Raw genomic sequence first — 19,756 nt, forward strand, 5'->3', positions numbered from 1 at the left:
TTCAGTTATCCCCACTTATTAGGAATACTAAAAAAGCCCGGTTTTACGAGCTTTTCATTTGGTTAATTCCTGTTAATTCAGGTACTGAAAGGCGGTAGACGGATTTGAACCGACGATCAAGCTTTTGCAGAGCCGTGCCTTACCACTTGGCTATACCGCCTCAACGTTTATTATTATACCTTGAAAATCATTTCCCGTCAATAGTTTCTTATTCTAAAATCCAATTTAGGAAAACAGATGATGATCGAAGAAGTGAGAAAAAGCTTGTAAAAATCCCATTCTAAAGAGGGTCAGACTAGAAAGTATTTCTTGCAGAAACAAACAAAGAATGCAAGAATTTTGACAAATAGAAGTTTTTTGAGGAAATGCGCCTAAATATTCTGAAAATTCGTTTACTTTTTAAAAAATATATGTTATAATTTCCAATAAGCCTAAATTTTTCAAGAGGAGTTAAAAACATGAAAAAAAGTAGAGTATTTGTTGCAGCAGGTGTTGCTTTATTAGCGGCAGGAGTACTAGCTGCTTGTGGTTCTTCAAAATCATCTGATTCAACAGCGCCAAAAAATTATGGCTATGTTTATACAGCTGACCCAGAAACGTTGGATTACCTCATTTCAGGGAAACAAAGTACTAAGGTCGCCACTTCAAATGGTATCGATGGTCTTTTCACAAACGACAAGTATGGGAATTTAGTTCCTGCAGTTGCAGAAGACTGGTCAGTTTCAAAAGATGGTTTGACTTATACCTACAAGATTCGTAAAGGTGTCAAATGGATGACATCTGATGGCGAAGAGTATGCTGAAGTAACAGCCAAAGACTTTGTAAATGGTTTGAAACACGCAGCTGACAATAAATCAGCAGCTAAGTATCTAGCAGAAGATTCAGTTAAAGGTCTAGCTGACTATATAGCTGGAAACAATAAAGATTTTGCTTCAGTCGGTGTAAAAGCAGTTGATGATTACACCCTTGAATACACTTTGAACAAACCAGAACCATACTGGAACTCTAAGCTGGCCTACGCAATCTTCTGGCCATTGAACGAAGAATTTGAAAAATCAAAAGGATCTGATTTTGGTAAAGCGACTGACCCTACATCATTGCTTTACAATGGACCATTCTTGCTGAGAGGTTTGACTGCTAAGTCATCTATCGAATTTGTGAAGAATGAAAACTATTGGGACAAAGACAATGTTCATCTTGATAAAGTAACACTTGCTTACTATGATGGTTCAGATCAAGAATCAATTGAACGTAACTTTACAAGTGGGGCTTATAGCTATGCCCGTCTCTTCCCAACAAGTTCAAACTACTCTAAGGTAGAAGAAACTTACAAAGACAATATTTACTACACTCCATCAGGTCCAGGTATTGGTGGTTTGGGTGTAAATATTGACCGTCAAGGTTACAAATACACTTCTAAGACAACTGATGAAGAGAAGACTTCTACCAAGAAAGCCCTTCTTAACAAGGACTTCCGTCAGGCTTTGAACTTTGCCTTTGACCGTACTTCTTACTCAGCACAAATTAATGGTAAGGAAGGTGCTCCTCTTGCAGTTCGTAACCTCTTTGTGAAACCAGACTTTGTCTCTGCAGGCGAAAAAACTTTCGGTGACTTGGTAACTGAAAAGATGGCGGCTTACGGTGATGAATGGAAGAATGTAAACTTTGCGGATGGTCAAGATGGACTTTTCAACGCCGATAAAGCCAAAGCCGAATTTGCCAAAGCTAAAACAGCATTGGAAGCAGAAGGTGTGAAATTCCCTATCCACTTGGATATCCCAGTAGACCAAACATCTAAAAACTATATTGCACGTATTCAATCCTTCAAACAATCCGTTGAAACAGTACTTGGAGAAGAAAACGTAGTCATCGATATCCAACAAATCACTACAGATGAACTACAGAATATTACATACTACGCAGCTAGCGCAGCGGCAGAAGATTGGGATCTCTCAGGTGCTGTTGGATGGAACCCTGACTATGAAGATCCATCAACTTACCTTGATATCTTGAAAACAACGAATGCTGAACAAACAAAAACCTATATGGGTTACGAAGGTGCAGATAATGCTGCAGCGGCTCAAGTTGGTTTGAAAGAATACGATAAGCTAGTTGATGAAGCAGGAAAAGAAACAAGCGACTTGAATGTTCGTTATGAAAAATACGCGGCTGCTCAAGCTTGGTTGACAGATAGTTCACTCTTCTTGCCAGCTATGTCATCAAGTGGTGCTGCACCAATCATTTCTCGTGTTGTGCCATTCTCTGCATCTTACAGTCAATCTGGAGATAAGGGATCAGACGTATACTTCAAGTATATTCAGTTACAAGATAAGGTTGTAACAAAAGCTGATTATGAACAAGCTCGTGAAAAATGGCTCAAAGAGAAAAAAGAATCAAACGAAAAAGTTCAAAAAGAATTGGCTAATCACGTTAAATAAATAACTCTCAAGAGAACTTTCTCTCCATGAGGAGAAGGTTCTTTTGGGATTTTAAAAGGAAACGATATGAAGAAATATATTTTTATGCGTGTACTGCGTTCATTGTTGTCTATTTTCTTGGTGACAACTTTGACTTACACAATTATTTATACGATGGTTCCTCGGAAATTGATTTTCAAGCAGGATACCAACTATAACAAGATTGCAACGACGCCAGATAAACGGGACAATTATGAAAATACCGTTTATGAGCGGATGGGCTATATCGAGTACTACGATACCAAAGAGTTGCAAGAAAGAGCTAGCACGATGGATTCATCTGTAACAGTAGATGCCAATGATACAAATAAGGCGATCTATGAAAAATACATCAACCAACTAGGAAATGGTTGGACGTTAGGTGTATTCTCAGAAAGTGGTCAATTCTATGCTACGCGTGAAATTCCAATTTTTGAACGTGTTTTCAAATTCTATTCCAACTTGATTGATATTGATCATCCAAACAAGATTCAAGATCCTGAAAATCCAAACTTGCAACGTTATCTTCGTTTTGAAAATGACCCTGCTATCGGTTGGTCATTGGTTGGTTCAGGTACAAAACACAAATACCTTTTGTATTTCAACAATCAATTCCCATTTGTACACCAAAACTTTGTGAACATTAACTTGGGGGACTCTTACCCAACTTATGCAAACACACCAGTGCTTCAAGTTATCACACAAGGTCAGGGACAAACTAAGACATCAGAAGTTCAATTCCCTACAGGTAAAAAGACTTCGTCTGTAGATATTTACTCTCGTACCTACAAATCTCCAAGTCAAGCAGATGCGCGTGAAGTAGCCAACTATGGTAAAGATGATCCATATACAGCTACAGAAAGCAATTATCAATACCCATCAATGATCGCAAGCTCAGCGGTTGCTGGTTTGATTGGTTTGATTATTTCGTATGCGATTGCGATTCCACTTGGATCTGCTATGGCTCGCCACAAGAATACTTGGATTGATAGCTTCTCGACAGGTGCTCTAACCTTCTTGCTTGCACTTCCAACGATTGCCTTGGTTTACATCGTGCGTTTGATTGGATCATCAATTGGTCTGCCTGACTCATTCCCTATCTTGGGGGCTGGAGATTGGCGTTCTTATGTCTTACCAGCAGTTATTCTAGGTTTGTTGGGTGCGCCAAGTACAGCTATCTGGATTCGTCGTTACATGATCGACTTGCAATCTCAGGACTTCGTTCGTTTTGCTCGTGCAAAAGGTTTGTCTGAAAAAGAAATTTCAAATAAACACATCTTTAAAAATGCCATGGTTCCTTTGGTTTCAGGTATTCCTGGTGCCGTAATCGGGGTTATCGGTGGTGCAACATTGACAGAAACAGTCTTCGCTTTCCCAGGTATGGGTAAAATGTTGATTGACTCTGTTAAGGCATCAAACAACTCAATGGTAGTTGGTCTTGTCTTCATCTTCACGTGTATTTCTATCTTCTCACTCTTTGTAGGAGATATCTGGATGACCATGCTTGACCCACGTATTAAATTGACAGAGAAAGGAGGCAAATAATGTCAACAATTGATAAAGAAAAATTTCAGTTCGTAAAACGTGACGATTTTGCCTCTGAAACAATTGATGCTCCTGCCTATTCATACTGGGGTTCTGTATTTAGACAATTTCTAAAGAAAAAATCAACCGTCTTTATGCTAGGAATTTTGGTTGCCATTATCTTGATGAGCTTTATTTACCCAATGTTCTCCGATTTTGATTTCAACGATGTAAGTAAGGTCAATGACTTTAGTGCTCGTTTTATCAAGCCCAATGCTGAACATTGGTTTGGTACAGATAGCAATGGTAAATCCTTGTTTGATGGGGTTTGGTTTGGTGCGCGTAATTCAATTCTTATCTCTGTAATTGCCACTTTTATCAACCTTGTAATTGGGGTTATTGTTGGTGGAATCTGGGGAATTTCAAAATCTGTAGACCGTGTCATGATGGAAGTTTATAACATTATTTCAAACATTCCATCTCTCTTGATTGTCATTGTCTTGACTTACTCAATCGGTGCTGGTTTTTGGAATCTGATTTTTGCCATGAGTGTGACAACTTGGATTGGGATTGCTTATATGATTCGTATCCAAATCATGCGTTACCGTGACTTGGAATACAACCTTGCTTCTCAAACACTTGGAACGCCAACCTTTAAAATCATCGTTAAAAACATCATGCCACAATTGGTATCTGTTATTGTTTCTACAATGACCTTGATGTTGCCAAGCTTCATCTCTTATGAAGCCTTCCTTTCCTTCTTTGGATTGGGATTGCCTGTAACAGTGCCAAGTTTGGGACGTTTGATCTCAGATTACTCACAAAACGTTACGACCAACGCTTACTTATTCTGGATTCCGTTGACAACCTTGATCTTGGTATCCCTATCTCTTTTCGTTGTTGGTCAAAACCTAGCGGATGCTAGTGATCCACGTACACATAGATAGGAGTAGACATGATAAAAGGAAAAGATGTAATTTTGACTGCTCGTGATATTGTCGTGGAATTTGACGTTCGTGACAAAGTTCTGACGGCTATCCGAGGAGTTTCTCTAGACTTGATTGAAGGAGAAGTTCTGGCCTTGGTAGGTGAGTCCGGTTCTGGTAAATCTGTTTTAACAAAAACCTTTACAGGGATGTTAGAAGACAATGGACGTATTGCCCAAGGAAGCATCGACTATCGTGGACAAGACTTGACCGCTCTAACTTCTAACAAGGAATGGGAGAAGATTCGTGGTGCTAAAATTGCGACTATCTTCCAAGACCCTATGACAAGTTTGGACCCAATCAATACAATCGGTAGCCAAATCACTGAAGTGATCATTAAACACCAAGGGAAAACAGCTAAGGAAGCCAAAGAGATGGCAATCGACTATATGAACAAGGTCGGAATCCCAGATGCTGAAAAACGTTTTGAAGAGTATCCTTTCCAATATTCTGGAGGGATGCGCCAACGTATCGTTATTGCGATTGCCCTTGCCTGTCGTCCAGATATCTTGATCTGTGACGAGCCAACAACGGCCCTTGACGTTACCATTCAAGCGCAAATCATTGATTTGCTTAAAACCTTGCAAAATGAGTACCACTTTACCATTATCTTTATCACCCATGACCTTGGTGTGGTAGCAAGTATTGCCGATAAGGTAGCGGTTATGTATGCTGGTGAAATTGTAGAATACGGTACTGTTGAGGAAGTCTTCTACGATCCACGTCATCCATATACTTGGAGTCTCTTGTCTAGCTTGCCTCAGCTTGCTGACGATAAAGGGGAATTGTACTCTATCCCTGGAACACCACCGTCTCTTTATACTGAGTTGAAAGGTGATGCCTTTGCCCTTCGTTCAGATTATGCGATGCAAATTGACTTTGAACAGAAAGCACCTCAGTTTTCAGTTAGTGATACCCATTGGGCTAAGACTTGGTTGCTTCATGAGAATGCTCCTAAAGTTGAAAAACCTGGAGTCATTGCAGATTTGCATGACAAGATTCGTGATAAAATGGGCTTTGCTCATCTAGAAGACTAGGAGGAAGGAAATGTCTGAAAAATTAGTAGAAATTAAAGATTTAGAAATTTCCTTCGGTGAAGGAAGTAAGAAGTTTGTTGCGGTTAAAAACGCCAACTTCTTTATCAACAAGGGGGAAACTTTCTCTCTTGTAGGTGAATCTGGTAGTGGGAAAACAACGATTGGTCGTGCTATTATTGGTCTAAATAATACCAGTAAAGGTGAGATCATCTTTGATGGTCATAAGATTAATGGAAAAAAATCTCATAAAGAATCATCAGACTTGATCCGTCGTATCCAGATGATTTTCCAGGACCCTGCAGCCAGCTTGAATGAGCGTGCGACAGTTGACTATATCATCTCTGAAGGTCTTTACAACTATCACTTGTTTAAAGATGAAGAAGACCGAAAAGAAAAAGTTCAAAAGATGATCCATGAAGTCGGGCTTTTGAAAGAACACCTGACCCGTTATCCACATGAGTTTTCTGGTGGTCAACGCCAGCGTATCGGGATTGCTCGTGCCCTTGTGATGGAACCTGATTTCGTTATTGCGGATGAGCCAATTTCAGCCTTGGACGTATCTGTTCGTGCGCAAGTTTTGAACTTGCTCAAGAAGTTCCAAAAAGAGTTGGGCTTGACTTATCTCTTTATCGCCCATGACTTGTCAGTTGTTCGCTTTATCTCAGATCGTATCGCAGTTATCTATAAGGGAGTTATCGTGGAAGTTGCGGAGACAGAGGAGTTGTTTAACAATCCTGTCCACCCATACACTCAAGCACTTCTATCTGCTGTACCGATTCCAGATCCAATCTTGGAACGCAAGAAGGTCTTGAAAGTTTACGATCCTGACCAACATGACTATGAGACAGATAAGCCATCTATGGTAGAAATTCGTCCAGGTCACTATGTTTGGGCTAACCAAGCAGAACTTGCTCGATACAAAGAAGCTCTTAAAAAATAAACATACTAAGAGAGGACCGAAAGGTCTTCTCATTTTTAATAGAAAAATTCCCCTTCTACTAGCTTGTAAAAGGGGAATTATATTATCATTAGCGTTTAGACCAGGTACGTTTCATAAAGAGTAGCAAAATTGGGTATATCTCTAAGCGACCTGCAATCATTGCAAAGGAGAGGAGGATTTTAGAGATGGGGCTAAAGATAGCAAAACTAGAGGTTGTACCTAGAATAGGTCCGATATTGTTAAAACAGCTGAAGACAGCACTGGTTACGACTAGAAAATCATTGCTATCAAGACTGACGATAAAGATGAGAGAGAGAATAATCATCATATAGATGGCAAAATATTTAAGAATCTTGTGCTGGGTATCCTTATCAATCACAGTTTTATTGACGTGTAGAGTCAAAACACGATGAGGAGATAAGGTGGACAAAATCTGATTTTTTGCGATTTTAGAGAGGATAAGTCCTCTGATCACCTTAAGACCACCTGCAGTTGAGCCTGCTGATCCACCGATTCCCATGAGGAAGAGGAGGATAAATTGGGAGAAGAGGGGCCAGTTGGTAATATCTCCGTAACCAAAACCTGTTGTCGTTATGATATTGGAAACTTGGAAGAAGGCCATTTCAACACTTTTAGAGACCCCTTGGTAGAGGTGGAGCGTATTAAGCGTAATCAAGCCGGTAGAAACTAGGACAATGATGATATATGCTCGTAGTTCTTCATCTCCAAAGAAAGCCTTAACCCGACGGAGCATGAGGTAGTAGTAGAGATTGAAGTTAACTCCAAAAACCAGAACTCCGATACTAACTAGATAGGTGAGGAGTGAGCTACCATAGTGGGCAATTCCGTCGTTATAGACGGTAAAGCCCCCAGTTCCTGCCGTTCCCATAGCGATGACAAAACTATCATAGAGAGGCATGCCTGCTAGATAGTAGATAACCACAAAAAGGGAGAAGAGAGCCAGATAAAGCAGATAGAGAATCTGGGCAGTGTTTTTTAGCTTGGATACGACCTTGCCAAAGACAGGTCCAGGGACCTCAGCCTTCATCACCTCCAAGTGACTATTCTTGGCATTGTCCATAATGGCAAGCGCAAAGACGAGTACCCCCATCCCTCCGATTAAGTGGGTGAAACTTCGCCAGAAGAGGAGGGAACGAGTGAGAACGGAAACATCGTTCAGGATAGTTGCTCCTGTAGTCGTAAATCCAGAACTGATTTCAAAGAAGGCATCGATGACGCTGGGGATTTGTCCTGAAAAGACAAAGGGGAGGCCACCAAAGAAAGACCATAGAATCCAACAGAGGGCAACAATTAAGACCCCTTCCTTGGCATAAATCCGTTGATTTTTCGGTTTCCGTAAAACGCCTAGACCACCGAGAAGGACTAAAATTCCAATCGTAGAAAAGAGAGCGATAAATACTTGACTGGATTCTTGGTAATAGATCGCTACACTAACAGGAACTAGGAGGAGAACAGCCTCAATCAAGAGAAGTTTTGAGAGGAGGTAACGAATCATACTTTTATTCATTTTTTACCTCTCAATCAAATCATAGATTTTGGTGATGTTTGGCAATAAGGTCGTCACGAGTAACTTGTCTCCCACCTCAAGCATATCCTCTCCAGTAGGGAAGATTGTTTTTCCTTTTCGGATAATGGCTGCAATGAGAACTCCTTTTTTCAATTTCAACTGTGATAGAGGTTTGGCAGTCATTTTATTAGCTTCCTTGATTTGGAATTGGAGAGTTTCAATTTGACCGTTTGCTAGATGGTGCATGGCTTGAAGATCTGAATACTGAGCGTTTACTCGACCACGGATAAAGTGCATAATGGTATCCACTGCGATGCTTTTTGGTGTGATGATACTCGAAAAATCAGGCGCGTGGATAATCTCTAAAAGGCTTGTTCGGTTGACCTTGGTGATATTCTTATGGACGCCAACTCGGTCAAGAAACATAGAAGTGATGATATTTTCCTCATCAACCCCAGTCAAGGTTGCGACTGCATCATAGTGGGGAGCACTTTCTTCCAGCAAAATGTCTTTTGCAGTTCCATCTCCTTGGACAATATAGAGATTGGGGAACTTTTCGCTGAAGAAACGAGCTCTTTCAGGATTGATCTCGATGACCTTGGTATCAATGCGACTGTCTTTTAAAATGCCGAGTAGATAATAAGCAATCTTTCCAGCTCCAACGATAAGTAAGCTTTTAACTGCGCGAGATTTAAAATAGTTATGGAAAAGCATCATATCTACACGATTTCCCGTAACAAAAATCCTATCCTTGTCTTGAATAATAACATCACCACTTGGGATCATCAGTTGATGATCTCTCTCCATAGCACAGACAATAATATTCCCAAATTTTTTACGGAAGTCTGAGATTGGCATTTGACAAAGACCGCTAGAATCCTTGACAACAAACTCCATGAGACTGACCCGACCTCCAGCAAATCGTTCGACAGAGAGGGCATTAGGGAAATCAATGATATTTGAGATTGCACGCGCTGCTAGGAGTTCTGGATTAACGATAAGTGAAAACCCAAGAATATTTTTCTCTTTAAAATAGGCATTAGAGTATTCAGGATTTCGAACTCGGACGATGGTTTCTTTAGCGCCCATTTTTTTAGCAAGTACCGCTGAAATCATATTCACTTCATCGTGTTCGGTTAGGGCGATAAAGATATCGCACTCTTGAACACCGGCTTGCTCCAAGATGGCGAAGTCAGCCCCATTTCCAAGGAGACCTATGATATCATAGCGACTGACAATGTGATTGAGGACAGCCTCATCTTGTTCGATGAGGACAACGTCATGGTTTTCTGCAACCAGTGAACGACAGAGGGCGAAACCAACTTTCCCTCCACCAACAAGGACAATTTTCATATAAAAAACCTACTTTTTCATGATGTAACTATCATACCCTTTTTTAGCAAAAAATGCACTTGCTAAGGCGATTTTTAGGGGAAGAAAGGCCTTTTCACGTTTTGAAGATACATTTGCTTAATTTCTATAACGATGTCTCCGATTTGAAGTGATTTGGCTCTTTTACCATACCTTTTCAGAAAGGGAATGACCAAACATGAAAATATCATTAAAAAAAGTAAAAAAATCAAGTCATTTCTATTGACAATGATTCTGAAAGTGTTATACTAAGGAAGTAGTTTCGCTGATTTACTTCAAACCTGTTGTGAGGTAAGTTAACGACGCCTTAACCACGCTGTTTGCTGAGCTTGACTCCGGGCAGTGTGGCTATTTTTTTGCAATGATAAAAGGAAACCCGTAATGACAAATCACATTGTATTATTCGAGCCTCAGATTCCACAAAATACAGGTAACATTGCGCGTACTTGCGCTGCGACCAATTCTCCCCTTCACATCATCAAACCGATGGGATTTCCGATTGATGATCGCAAGATGAAGCGGGCTGGTTTGGACTACTGGGATAAGTTAGAGATTTATTTTTATGACAGCTTGGAAGATTTTATGTCTCAGATGAAGGGAAAACTCTATCTGATTTCAAAATTTGCGGAAAAAGTCTATTCTGAAGCAGATTTATCGACGGACGAGGACCATTATTTTCTCTTTGGACGTGAAGACAAGGGCTTGCCTGAGGACTTTATGCGTGAACATCCAGAGAAAGCTCTCCGTATCCCTATGAATGATGAACATGTCCGCAGTCTCAATGTGTCCAATACCGTCTGCATGATTGTTTACGAAGCTCTTCGTCAGCAGAATTTTGCAGGTCTTGAGCTTGTTCACACCTATGAAGCAGATAAATTGAAATAATCAAAATGCTTGCACTTGCAAGCGTTTTTTGTTATGATTAAAGGGTCTTCAGGGCAGGGTGAGATTCCCGACCGGCGGTAAATTTGACTAGCTATTTTAGCTTTCTCGTCGTTGTCTTGTCTCGATATACTTTAAGTATTATCTTCGACTGCGACGCCTAGGTAAATCTAAAATATCTTAACCAAATAAGTCCGCGAGCGCAAGCTGATGTGGTGTGATTCCACAACCGACAGTATAGTCTGGATGGGAGAAGACGAAAGAATGGCCTTGTCTGTTCTAATGAGTTTATAGATGAATTGCAACCGCTTGCTCAAAAGAGTGAGAGGGAACTTTTGGGATATAAAAAGTGAGAATAGATAGAGGGATCCTTTCCAACTTCTTCTGATTTTATAGAAAATTGGAGGAACCTGTTATGACAAACACACGTCGAATTTCGACCATTGCGATTTTATCAGCCATTTCATTTGTGCTGATGTACTTTGACTTTCCGCTCTTGCCAGCGGCAACCTTCCTCAAGATCGAGTTTAGTATCTTGCCAGTCCTTGTAGGCTTGGTGGTGATGGATTTGCCAGCTGCTCTAGGAATTCTCTTGATGCGCTCACTCTTGAAGTTGCTTCTGAATAGCCAAGGAGTGAATACCTACATTGGCTTGCCAATGAATATCGTAGCTTTGGGAGTTTTTGTTATCGTCTTTGGTTTGATTTGGAAAAAGGAACGTAGCACCCTTCGTTTCCTACTAGCATCTCTAGCGGGAACTTTTGGATTGACTTCTGCCATGTTGGTTCTCAACTATGTCTATGCGGTTCCTTTATACGCGCAGTTTGCCAACTTTGATATTAGAGAAATTATAGGACTTTCTAACTACTTGATGACTATGGTTTTACCTTTTAACCTGATTGAAGGTATCATCTTTGCCGTTTCATTCTGGTTGTTATACGTCCTCTTGAAACCAACCTTAAAACATTATGAGAGATAAACAAACATTTTTAATGAAGGGCAGTTTTGCCCTTTTACTTTTCGTCCTTCTTGGCTATATGGTTAAGTTCTATCCTGAAACGCTGGTCGGTTTTGATCAACCTCTTCAGACTGCTCTTCGTGGGAACTTGCCAGATTATTTGACAGTTCTATTCCGTGCGCTTACGCATTTGATTGATATCCCAGTAATCATCACCTGGGTTGCCATTGCAGCCTTTATCTTTTATCGTAAGCAGTGGAAGATAGAAAGCTACTTCATGGCGGGTAATCTAGCCTTAGCCGGTCTTTTAATCGTGACCTTTAAAAACATCTACCAGCGCCCACGGCCAGCTATTTTACATCTGGTAGAGGAGAAGGGATTTTCTTTTCCAAGTGGCCATTCTCTGGCTGTAACTTTGATGGTAGGTACTCTGATTGTCATTCTCAGTCAACGGATTAAAGATCCGGTTTGGAGAAAAATTGTGCAAATCGTCCTTGGCTTCTACCTAGTCAGTGTGCTTCTATCTCGGGTCTATCTGGGAGTTCACTACCCATCAGATGTTCTTGCCAGTTTCTGTGTAGGTTTGGGGGTCTTGTTTATCGAATTTCCTTTCTATGACAAGCTTCGCTTCCAATGGCGATTTAAAGGCAAGCAGAAGTGAGATAGGTCTTGCAAGAATGGTAAAAATCTGATAAACTAAGTAGTAATTGAATAGAAATCCGCAAGACTAGTAACTCAAGGGAAGTATATCAGGGAGGAGAGCCGTGACTGCAAGCTCTCTATATGAAAGCTGGGTGAATTCACTTGCGCATGGATTTAGAAATGAAGGTCTGACTTGTCAGATGAAAACGGATGGTACCGCGTGTCAACGCTCCGAGTGGAGTTTTTGGCATGTGGTTTTCTTTTTATCTACGAGAGACTGATGGAGGAATTATGTCAACTATTGAAGAACAATTAAAAGCACTTCGCGAAGAAACGCTGGCTAGCTTGAAGCAGATTACTGCTGAAAATGAAAAAGAGATGCAAGACTTGCGTGTCTCTGTCCTTGGTAAAAAAGGGTCGCTTACGGAAATCCTTAAAGGGATGAAAGATGTCTCTGCTGAGATGCGTCCAATCATCGGGAAACATGTTAATGAAGCTCGTGATGTTTTGACGGCAGCCTTTGAAGAAACAGCTAAGCTCTTGGAAGAAAAGAAAGTCGCAGCTCAACTAGCTAGCGAGAGCATTGATGTGACACTTCCAGGTCGCCCAGTTGCGACTGGGCATCGTCATGTCCTCACACAAACCAGTGAAGAAATCGAAGATATTTTCATCGGGATGGGGTACCAAGTCGTGGATGGTTTTGAAGTGGAGCAAGACTACTATAACTTCGAGCGTATGAACCTCCCAAAAGATCACCCAGCCCGCGATATGCAGGACACTTTCTACATCACAGAAGAAATCTTGCTCCGTACTCACACGTCTCCAGTTCAGGCGCGTGCTATGGATGCTCATGATTTTTCAAAAGGTCCTTTGAAGATGATCTCACCGGGGCGTGTGTTCCGTCGTGATACGGACGATGCAACCCACAGTCACCAGTTCCACCAAATCGAAGGATTGGTTGTTGGGAAAAACATCTCTATGGCAGACCTTCAAGGAACCCTTCAGTTGATTGTCCAAAAGATGTTCGGTGAAGAGCGTCAGATCCGTCTGCGTCCATCTTATTTCCCATTCACAGAGCCATCTGTTGAGGTGGATGTTTCCTGCTTCAAGTGTGGTGGAGAAGGCTGTAATGTATGTAAGAAAACAGGTTGGATCGAGATTATGGGTGCCGGTATGGTTCACCCACGTGTCCTTGAGATGAGTGGTATTGATGCAACGGTTCACTCTGGTTTTGCCTTTGGTCTTGGTCAAGAACGTGTAGCTATGCTCCGTTACGGAATCAACGATATCCGTGGATTCTACCAAGGGGATGTCCGCTTCTCAGAACAGTTTAAATAAGATTGAAACCTGAAACACAGTCCTATACAGTCCTAGTCATTTTCTCTCGATGAGAATAGTAAGGACTGACTCGAAGAAAAAGAAAGGAATTGAAAAGGTCTTACTTGGTGGGATCTTACAATCAGAATTATGCTTGTATCTTATAAATGGTTAAAAGAATTGGTGGACATTGATGTGCCATCACAAGAGTTGGCTGAGAAAATGTCAACTACAGGGATTGAGGTCGAAGGTGTCGAATCACCGGCTGCTGGTCTCTCAAAAATTGTCGTCGGTGAGGTTTTGTCTTGCGAAGATGTGCCAGAAACACACTTGCATGTCTGTCAGGTTAACGTTGGCGAAGAAGAAGCTCGTCAAATCGTTTGTGGTGCCCCAAATGTGCGTGCTGGTATCAAGGTCATGGTGGCACTTCCGGGAGCTCGTATCGCTGACAACTACAAAATCAAAAAAGGGAAAATCCGTGGCTTAGAGTCACTTGGAATGATCTGTTCCCTTGGTGAATTAGGTATTTCTGACTCGGTTGTACCGAAGGAATTCGCAGATGGTATTCAAATCTTGCCTCAAGATGCTGTTCCTGGGGATGAAGTTTTCTCTTACCTAGACTTGGATGATGAAATCATTGAACTTTCTATCACGCCAAATCGTGCAGATGCTCTATCTATGCGTGGGGTAGCTCATGAAGTGGCAGCCATCTATGACAAGGCAGTTAACTTCAAAGAATTCAGTTTAACAGAAACAAATGAAGCTGCAGCAGATGCACTTTCTGTAAGTATCGATACCGACAAGGCGCCTTACTATGCAGCCCGTATCTTGGACAATGTGACCATCGCACCAAGTCCACAATGGTTGCAAAACCTTCTTATGAACGAAGGGATTCGTCCGATCAATAACGTAGTTGACGTAACCAACTATATCCTGCTCTACTTTGGTCAACCCATGCATGCCTTTGACTTGGATACCTTTGAAGGGACTGATATCCGCGTACGTGAAGCGCGTGCTGGTGAAAAATTAGTGACCTTGGACGGTGAAGAACGTGAACTTGCAGAAACTGACCTAGTCATCACTGTTGCTGACAAACCAGTTGCCCTTGCAGGTGTTATGGGCGGACAAGCTACAGAAATCTCTGAAAAATCTAGTCGTGTGGTCCTTGAAGCGGCTGTTTTCAATGGTAAATCCATCCGCAAGACTAGCGGACGCCTCAACCTTCGTTCTGAGTCGTCTTCTCGCTTTGAAAAAGGCATCAATGTGGCAACTGTTAACGAAGCCCTTGATGCTGCGGCGAGCATGATTGCTGATCTTGCAGGTGCGACAGTGCGTAAGGGCATCGTTTCAGCAGGAGAGCTTGATACTTCTGATGTGGAAGTTTCTTCTACTCTTGCAGATGTTAACCGCGTCCTTGGTACAGAACTTTCCTATGCTGATGTGGAAGATGTCTTCCGTCGTCTTGGCTTTGGCCTTTCTGGCAATGCAGAAAGCTTTATAGTCAGCGTACCCCGTCGTCGTTGGGATATCACCATCGAAGCGGACCTCTTTGAAGAAATCGCTCGTATCTATGGATATGACCGCTTGCCAACTAGTCTTCCAAAAGATGATGGTACAGCTGGCGAATTGACTGCGACACAAAAATTGCGCCGTCAAGTCCGTACCATCGCTGAAGGAGCAGGTTTGACAGAGATCATCACCTACGCTCTGACAACTCCTGAAAAAGCAGTTGAGTTTACAGCTCAACCAAGTAACCTTACAGAACTCATGTGGCCAATGACTGTGGACCGTTCTGTCCTCCGTCAAAATATGGTCTCAGGTATCCTTGATACCGTTGCCTACAACGTGGCTCGTAAGAACAAAAACTTGGCTCTTTACGAGATTGGAAAAGTCTTTGAACAAACAGGCAATCCAAAAGAAGAATTACCAAACGAAATCAACAGTTTTGCCTTTGCCTTAACAGGCTTGGTTGCAGAAAAAGATTTCCAAACGGCAGCAGTTCCAGTTGATTTCTTCTATGCTAAGGGAATCCTTGAAGCGCTCTTTACTCGCTTGGGACTAGAAGTGACTTATACAGCAACAGCTGAGATTGCAAGTCTCCATCCAGGACGTACAGCCGTGATTTCACTCGGCGACCAAGTTCTTGGTTTCCTTGGCCAAGTGCATCCAGTCACTGCCAAGGCCTACGATATTCCAGAAACGTATGTAGCTGAGCTCAACCTTTCAGGCATCGAAGCTGCCCTTCAACCAGCTGCTCCATTTGTAGAAATCACTAAATTCCCAGCAGTCAGTCGTGACATGGCTCTACTCCTCAAGGCAGAAGTCACTCATCAAGAAGTTGTAGACGCTATCCAAGCTGCAGGCGTGAAACGTTTGACAGATATCAAACTCTTTGACGTCTTCTCAGGCGAAAAACTGGGAGTTGGCATGAAGTCAATGGCCTATAGCTTGACCTTCCAAAATCCAGAAGATAGCTTAACGGACGAAGAAGTCGCACGCTATATGGAAAAAATCCAAGCATCACTCGAAGAAAAAGTGAATGCAGAAGTGCGTTAATAGTCTAAAATCCATCCCTCGGGGTGGATTTTTAGTTTCAAAAGGACAGTTCAGAAGAGAAAAGCGATAGTTGAGGAGGAAGCCATCTCAGAAAGTCTTTAATGAGTTATACTAAAGCTATCGCTGAAGCACTTAAATTTATTAGAGATAGGATACTTTTGCTACTTATAATCCGATAAAATGGACATAAATCGTTGTAAAGGCTATCAAAAAGGAGTATAATAAGTGCAACATATCTCGGAGGTGGAAAATGTTAGAAGTAAGAAATCTAGAGAAAAGTTTCGGTCCCAAGCAAGTCTTGTTTGGTGTCGATTTTCAGGCAAGTCCAGGACGAATTTTGGGACTGGTCGGGAAGAATGGTGCTGGGAAAACAACGATTTTCCACAGTATGTTGAAATTTTTAGAGTATCAAGGAGAGATCAGTCTGGATGGGCAGGAAATTCGTCAGGAAACCTATGCTCGGATTGGCTATCTGCCTGAGGAACGCAGTCTCATGCCCAAGTTGACAGTCCTTGAACAAGTTCGCTACTTGGCGACTCTAAAAGGCATGGATGCTAAAGAAGTCAAGGAAAAACTCCCTCAATGGATGGAAAAATTGGAAGTAAAGGGCAAATTGACCGACAAAATCAAGAGCCTCTCCAAAGGGAATCAACAGAAAATTCAGTTGATCATCACCCTGATCCATGAGCCAGACTTGATCATCCTGGATGAGCCTTTTAGTGGTTTGGATCCAGTTAATACCGAGTTACTCAAACAAGTCATCTTGAAAGAGAAAGAGCGCGGTGCAATCATTATCTTTTCTGACCATGTTATGACCAACGTTGAGGAACTTTGCGATGATATTCTGATGATTCGTGATGGGCGTGTGGTCTTGCATGGACCAGTTCAGGATGTTCGCAATCAATACGGGAAAACACGTCTCTTTGTTTCAAGTGAACGAAGCAAGGAAGAATTGGAAAAACTTCCTCATGTCAAACAGGTGAGCTTGACCAAGCAAGGCAGTTGGAAATTGATCCTCGATGATGAGAGCGCTGGAAGGGAACTCTTCCCAATCCTCACTCAAGGTCAATACATCGCGACCTTTGACCAACAGGCTCCAACAATCGATGAAATCTTTAAACTAGAATCAGGGGTGGAAGTATGAGAAATATGTGGGTTGTAATGAAGGAAACCTATCTTCGACATGTCAAGTCGTGGAGTTTCTTCTTTATGGTGATTTCGCCGTTCTTTTTTATCGCTCTAACTGGAGGAATTAGCTATCTCCAAGGGTCTTCTATGGCCAAGAATAGCAAGATAGCAGTAGTAACAACGGTGCCATCTGTAGAAGAAGGGCTCAAGGGTACCAATGGTATCAACTTTGATTACAAGGATGAAGCCAGTGCCCAGGCTGCTATCAAGGATGAGAAAATCAAGGGTTATCTAACCATTGACCAAGAGGACAGCGTCCTCAAGGCCGTTTATCACGGTGAAACTTCTCTTGAAACAGGCATCAAACTAGCAGTAACCAATAAGCTAAACGAACTGCAATATCAACTCAATCGTTCGGCAGCCAATTTGTCTCAAGAACAGGAACAACGCTTGAGTCAAACCGTTGATTTTACTGAGAAGATTGATGAATCTAAGGAAAACAAAAAAATTGTTCAAACCATTGCGGCCGCAGGGCTTGGTTTCTTCCTTTATATGATTTTGATTACCTATGCTAGTGTCACTGCTCAGGAAGTGGCTAGCGAGAAAGGAACCAAAATCATGGAGGTGGTCTTCTCTAGTATCCGAGCTAGTCATTATTTCTACGCTCGCATGCTGGCTTTGCTTCTTGTGATTTTGACTCATATTGGCATTTACGTCGTGGGTGGGCTGGTTGCCATTCTGCTCTTTAAAGACCTACCAATCTTGGCGCAATCTGGGATTTTAAATCATCTAGGAGAGGCCTTCTCGCTCAATACCCTATTGTTTGTCTTGGTTAGTCTCTTTATGTACGTTGTTTTAGCAGCCTTCCTAGGATCTATGGTTTCTCGCCCTGAGGATTCAGGAAAGGCCTTGTCGCCATTGATGATCTTGATTATAGCAGGATTTGTCGGAGTGACTGCTCTAGGCGCTGCTGGGGACAATTTAGTTCTGAAAATTGGTTCCTATATTCCTTTCATCTCGACCTTCTTTATGCCATTTAGAGCTATAAATGGGTATGCGAGTGATTTAGAAGCCTGGATTTCACTTGCCATAACGGTTGTTTTTGCGGTCACTGCAACAGCCTTTATCGGACGCATGTATGCTAGTCTAGTCCTTCAAACAGATGATTTGGGAATCTGGAAAACCTTTAAACGTGCCTTAGCTTATAAATAGGAGAGCCTCGCAAAAGCGAGGTTTTTCTAGATGTTAAACACTGAAATCGGCAAAAATATTTTTCATATCTATTGACTTTTAGTAGTAAAATTTGGTATGATAGTAGACGGTATTGTTTACCCCATTTGTAAGGCCCCGGAACCTTTCAAATACCTCGCGGACCGGAACATCCGCCCTGTAAACAAAAACGATATTCATATAGGAGAAATCATGAACAAAACTACATTCATGGCTAAACCAGGCCAAGTAGAACGCAAATGGTACGTTGTTGACGCAACTGATGTACCTCTTGGACGCCTTTCAGCAGTTGTTGCTAGCGTACTTCGCGGAAAAAACAAACCAACATTCACACCACACACTGATACAGGTGACTTCGTAATCGTTATCAATGCTGAAAAAGTTAAATTGACTGGTAAAAAAGCAACTGATAAGATCTACTACACCCACTCAAACCACCCAGGTGGATTGAAACAAATCTCTGCTGGTGAACTTCGTTCTAAAAATGCAGTACGTTTGATCGAAAAATCAGTTAAAGGTATGCTTCCACACAATACTCTTGGCCGCGCTCAAGGTATGAAATTGAAAGTATTCGTTGGAGCTGAGCACACTCACGCTGCACAACAACCAGAAGTTCTTGATATTTCAGGACTTATCTAAGGAAAGGAACAATAAAGTATGTCACAAGCACAATATGCAGGTACTGGACGTCGTAAAAACGCTGTTGCACGCGTTCGCCTTGTTCCAGGAACTGGTAAAATCACTGTTAACAAAAAAGATGTTGAAGAGTACATCCCACACGCTGACCTTCGTCTTGTTATCAACCAACCATTTGCAGTTACTTCAACTGTAGGTTCATACGACGTTTTCGTTAACGTTGTAGGTGGTGGATACGCTGGTCAATCAGGAGCTATCCGTCACGGTATCGCTCGTGCCCTTCTTCAAGTAGACCCAGACTTCCGCGATTCATTGAAACGCGCAGGACTTCTTACACGTGACTCACGTAAAGTTGAGCGTAAGAAACCAGGCTTGAAGAAAGCTCGTAAAGCATCACAATTTAGTAAACGTTAATTCGAGAGAATTACTATACTTACAAAGAGCACCTTCCGAGGTGTTCTTTTTTATATTTTCATACTAAATTGGTGCAATTGACACAGTTGTTGCGACTTTAGTCGCTTACAAATGTGGCTGCAATCTGACAAAGTCAGTTGCCTCAAAACGT

16 protein-coding genes, 1 tRNA gene and 1 riboswitch are annotated in these 19,756 nt (G+C 41.8%); of the genes, 14 read left to right on the forward strand and 3 right to left on the reverse strand.

What is annotated here, in order from left to right; all coding sequences use genetic code 11:
- Positions 1-89 precede the first annotated feature (89 nt).
- Positions 90-160, reverse strand: a tRNA-Cys gene (locus tag HMPREF2655_RS02285).
- Positions 161-458: 298 nt separating this feature from the next.
- On the opposite strand from HMPREF2655_RS02285, the gene HMPREF2655_RS02290 reads away from it, so the two are divergent.
- The 5 genes from HMPREF2655_RS02290 (at position 459) to HMPREF2655_RS02310 (ending at position 6,943) form a co-directional block, all read left to right on the forward strand.
- Positions 459-2,438 (forward strand): peptide ABC transporter substrate-binding protein, encoded by a 1,980-nt coding sequence (locus HMPREF2655_RS02290; RefSeq protein ID WP_070837405.1) that lies wholly within the window; start codon positions 459-461, stop codon positions 2,436-2,438.
- A gap of 66 nt (positions 2,439-2,504) precedes the next feature.
- Positions 2,505-4,001, forward strand: coding sequence for an ABC transporter permease (locus tag HMPREF2655_RS02295; protein ID WP_000759894.1), 1,497 nt, complete (start codon positions 2,505-2,507; stop codon positions 3,999-4,001).
- Complete coding sequence (oppC, locus tag HMPREF2655_RS02300; RefSeq protein WP_000103692.1) at positions 4,001-4,927, forward strand: oligopeptide ABC transporter permease OppC; 927 nt, start codon at positions 4,001-4,003, stop codon at positions 4,925-4,927. The genes HMPREF2655_RS02295 and oppC overlap by 1 nt, the downstream gene beginning before the upstream one ends.
- Positions 4,928-4,935: 8 nt before the next feature.
- Entirely contained in the window at positions 4,936-6,003 is a 1,068-nt protein-coding gene (locus HMPREF2655_RS02305; RefSeq protein WP_070837407.1) for an ABC transporter ATP-binding protein, read from the forward strand.
- Positions 6,004-6,013: 10 nt separating this feature from the next.
- The gene (locus HMPREF2655_RS02310; RefSeq protein ID WP_001291306.1) at positions 6,014-6,943 is read left to right on the forward strand and encodes an ATP-binding cassette domain-containing protein; all 930 of its coding nucleotides are present in this window, start codon (positions 6,014-6,016) and stop codon (positions 6,941-6,943) included.
- 88 nt (positions 6,944-7,031) lie between these two features.
- On the opposite strand, the gene HMPREF2655_RS02315 is transcribed toward HMPREF2655_RS02310, so the two are convergent.
- Together HMPREF2655_RS02315 and trkA are read right to left on the reverse strand one after the other, a co-directional pair.
- Complete coding sequence (locus HMPREF2655_RS02315; RefSeq protein WP_070837409.1) at positions 7,032-8,471, reverse strand: TrkH family potassium uptake protein; 1,440 nt, start codon at positions 8,469-8,471, stop codon at positions 7,032-7,034.
- 3 nt (positions 8,472-8,474) lie between these two features.
- Positions 8,475-9,824: a Trk system potassium transporter TrkA gene (trkA, locus tag HMPREF2655_RS02320; RefSeq protein ID WP_070837410.1), complete on the reverse strand. Its 1,350-nt coding sequence runs from the start codon at positions 9,822-9,824 to the stop codon at positions 8,475-8,477.
- Positions 9,825-10,223: 399 nt separating this feature from the next.
- Here trkA and HMPREF2655_RS02325 point away from each other — a divergent pair, with 399 nt between their 5' ends.
- From HMPREF2655_RS02325 to rpsI, 9 genes are all read left to right on the forward strand, one after another.
- The gene (locus tag HMPREF2655_RS02325; protein WP_033629317.1) at positions 10,224-10,727 is read left to right on the forward strand and encodes a tRNA (cytidine(34)-2'-O)-methyltransferase; all 504 of its coding nucleotides are present in this window, start codon (positions 10,224-10,226) and stop codon (positions 10,725-10,727) included.
- Between the two features lie 40 nt (positions 10,728-10,767).
- Positions 10,768-10,986, forward strand: a riboswitch (FMN riboswitch).
- 153 nt (positions 10,987-11,139) lie between these two features.
- Positions 11,140-11,703, forward strand: a complete 564-nt coding sequence (locus HMPREF2655_RS02330) for an ECF transporter S component (protein ID WP_000185815.1) — start codon at positions 11,140-11,142, stop codon at positions 11,701-11,703.
- The gene (locus HMPREF2655_RS02335) at positions 11,693-12,343 is read left to right on the forward strand and encodes a phosphatase PAP2 family protein (RefSeq protein ID WP_002880813.1); all 651 of its coding nucleotides are present in this window, start codon (positions 11,693-11,695) and stop codon (positions 12,341-12,343) included. Before HMPREF2655_RS02330 ends, HMPREF2655_RS02335 begins: the two co-directional genes overlap by 11 nt.
- Positions 12,344-12,615: 272 nt before the next feature.
- A complete protein-coding gene (gene pheS / locus HMPREF2655_RS02340; protein WP_025171520.1) occupies positions 12,616-13,662 on the forward strand; it encodes a phenylalanine--tRNA ligase subunit alpha in 1,047 nt (348 codons plus the stop codon).
- A gap of 129 nt (positions 13,663-13,791) precedes the next feature.
- Positions 13,792-16,197, forward strand: coding sequence for a phenylalanine--tRNA ligase subunit beta (gene pheT / locus HMPREF2655_RS02345; protein ID WP_070837412.1), 2,406 nt, complete (start codon positions 13,792-13,794; stop codon positions 16,195-16,197).
- Between the two features lie 250 nt (positions 16,198-16,447).
- Entirely contained in the window at positions 16,448-17,341 is an 894-nt protein-coding gene (locus tag HMPREF2655_RS02350; protein WP_049478363.1) for an ABC transporter ATP-binding protein, read from the forward strand.
- Positions 17,338-18,537 carry an ABC transporter permease gene (locus HMPREF2655_RS02355; RefSeq protein WP_049501588.1) on the forward strand — a complete coding sequence of 400 codons (1,200 nt, stop codon included), beginning with the start codon at positions 17,338-17,340 and terminating at the stop codon, positions 18,535-18,537. The genes HMPREF2655_RS02350 and HMPREF2655_RS02355 overlap by 4 nt, the downstream gene beginning before the upstream one ends.
- Positions 18,538-18,747: 210 nt before the next feature.
- On the forward strand, positions 18,748-19,194 hold the full coding sequence (gene rplM, locus HMPREF2655_RS02360; protein WP_001044624.1) for a 50S ribosomal protein L13: 447 nt from the start codon (positions 18,748-18,750) through the stop codon (positions 19,192-19,194).
- Between the two features lie 18 nt (positions 19,195-19,212).
- The gene (gene rpsI, locus HMPREF2655_RS02365) at positions 19,213-19,605 is read left to right on the forward strand and encodes a 30S ribosomal protein S9 (protein ID WP_000075973.1); all 393 of its coding nucleotides are present in this window, start codon (positions 19,213-19,215) and stop codon (positions 19,603-19,605) included.
- The last annotated feature ends 151 nt before the right edge of the window (positions 19,606-19,756 follow it).

This window comes from Streptococcus sp. HMSC066F01, from assembly GCF_001837335.1.
In the GTDB taxonomy this organism is placed as follows: Bacteria; Bacillota; Bacilli; order Lactobacillales; family Streptococcaceae; genus Streptococcus; species Streptococcus oralis_S.

Excerpts from the sequence above, each read along its gene's own strand:
- HMPREF2655_RS02290 (WP_070837405.1), top strand. The coding sequence starts at position 459 with ATGAAAAAAAGTAGAGTATTTGTTGCAGCAGGTGTTGCTTTATTAGCG.
- HMPREF2655_RS02295 (WP_000759894.1), top strand. The coding sequence starts at position 2,505 with ATGAAGAAATATATTTTTATGCGTGTACTGCGTTCATTGTTGTCTATT.
- oppC (WP_000103692.1), top strand. The coding sequence starts at position 4,001 with ATGTCAACAATTGATAAAGAAAAATTTCAGTTCGTAAAACGTGACGAT.
- HMPREF2655_RS02305 (WP_070837407.1), top strand. The coding sequence starts at position 4,936 with ATGATAAAAGGAAAAGATGTAATTTTGACTGCTCGTGATATTGTCGTG.
- HMPREF2655_RS02310 (WP_001291306.1), top strand. The coding sequence starts at position 6,014 with ATGTCTGAAAAATTAGTAGAAATTAAAGATTTAGAAATTTCCTTCGGT.
- HMPREF2655_RS02315 (WP_070837409.1), bottom strand. The coding sequence starts at position 8,471 with ATGAATAAAAGTATGATTCGTTACCTCCTCTCAAAACTTCTCTTGATT.
- trkA (WP_070837410.1), bottom strand. The coding sequence starts at position 9,824 with ATGAAAATTGTCCTTGTTGGTGGAGGGAAAGTTGGTTTCGCCCTCTGT.
- HMPREF2655_RS02325 (WP_033629317.1), top strand. The coding sequence starts at position 10,224 with ATGACAAATCACATTGTATTATTCGAGCCTCAGATTCCACAAAATACA.
- HMPREF2655_RS02330 (WP_000185815.1), top strand. The coding sequence starts at position 11,140 with ATGACAAACACACGTCGAATTTCGACCATTGCGATTTTATCAGCCATT.
- HMPREF2655_RS02335 (WP_002880813.1), top strand. The coding sequence starts at position 11,693 with ATGAGAGATAAACAAACATTTTTAATGAAGGGCAGTTTTGCCCTTTTA.
- pheS (WP_025171520.1), top strand. The coding sequence starts at position 12,616 with ATGTCAACTATTGAAGAACAATTAAAAGCACTTCGCGAAGAAACGCTG.
- pheT (WP_070837412.1), top strand. The coding sequence starts at position 13,792 with ATGCTTGTATCTTATAAATGGTTAAAAGAATTGGTGGACATTGATGTG.
- HMPREF2655_RS02350 (WP_049478363.1), top strand. The coding sequence starts at position 16,448 with ATGTTAGAAGTAAGAAATCTAGAGAAAAGTTTCGGTCCCAAGCAAGTC.
- HMPREF2655_RS02355 (WP_049501588.1), top strand. The coding sequence starts at position 17,338 with ATGAGAAATATGTGGGTTGTAATGAAGGAAACCTATCTTCGACATGTC.
- rplM (WP_001044624.1), top strand. The coding sequence starts at position 18,748 with ATGAACAAAACTACATTCATGGCTAAACCAGGCCAAGTAGAACGCAAA.
- rpsI (WP_000075973.1), top strand. The coding sequence starts at position 19,213 with ATGTCACAAGCACAATATGCAGGTACTGGACGTCGTAAAAACGCTGTT.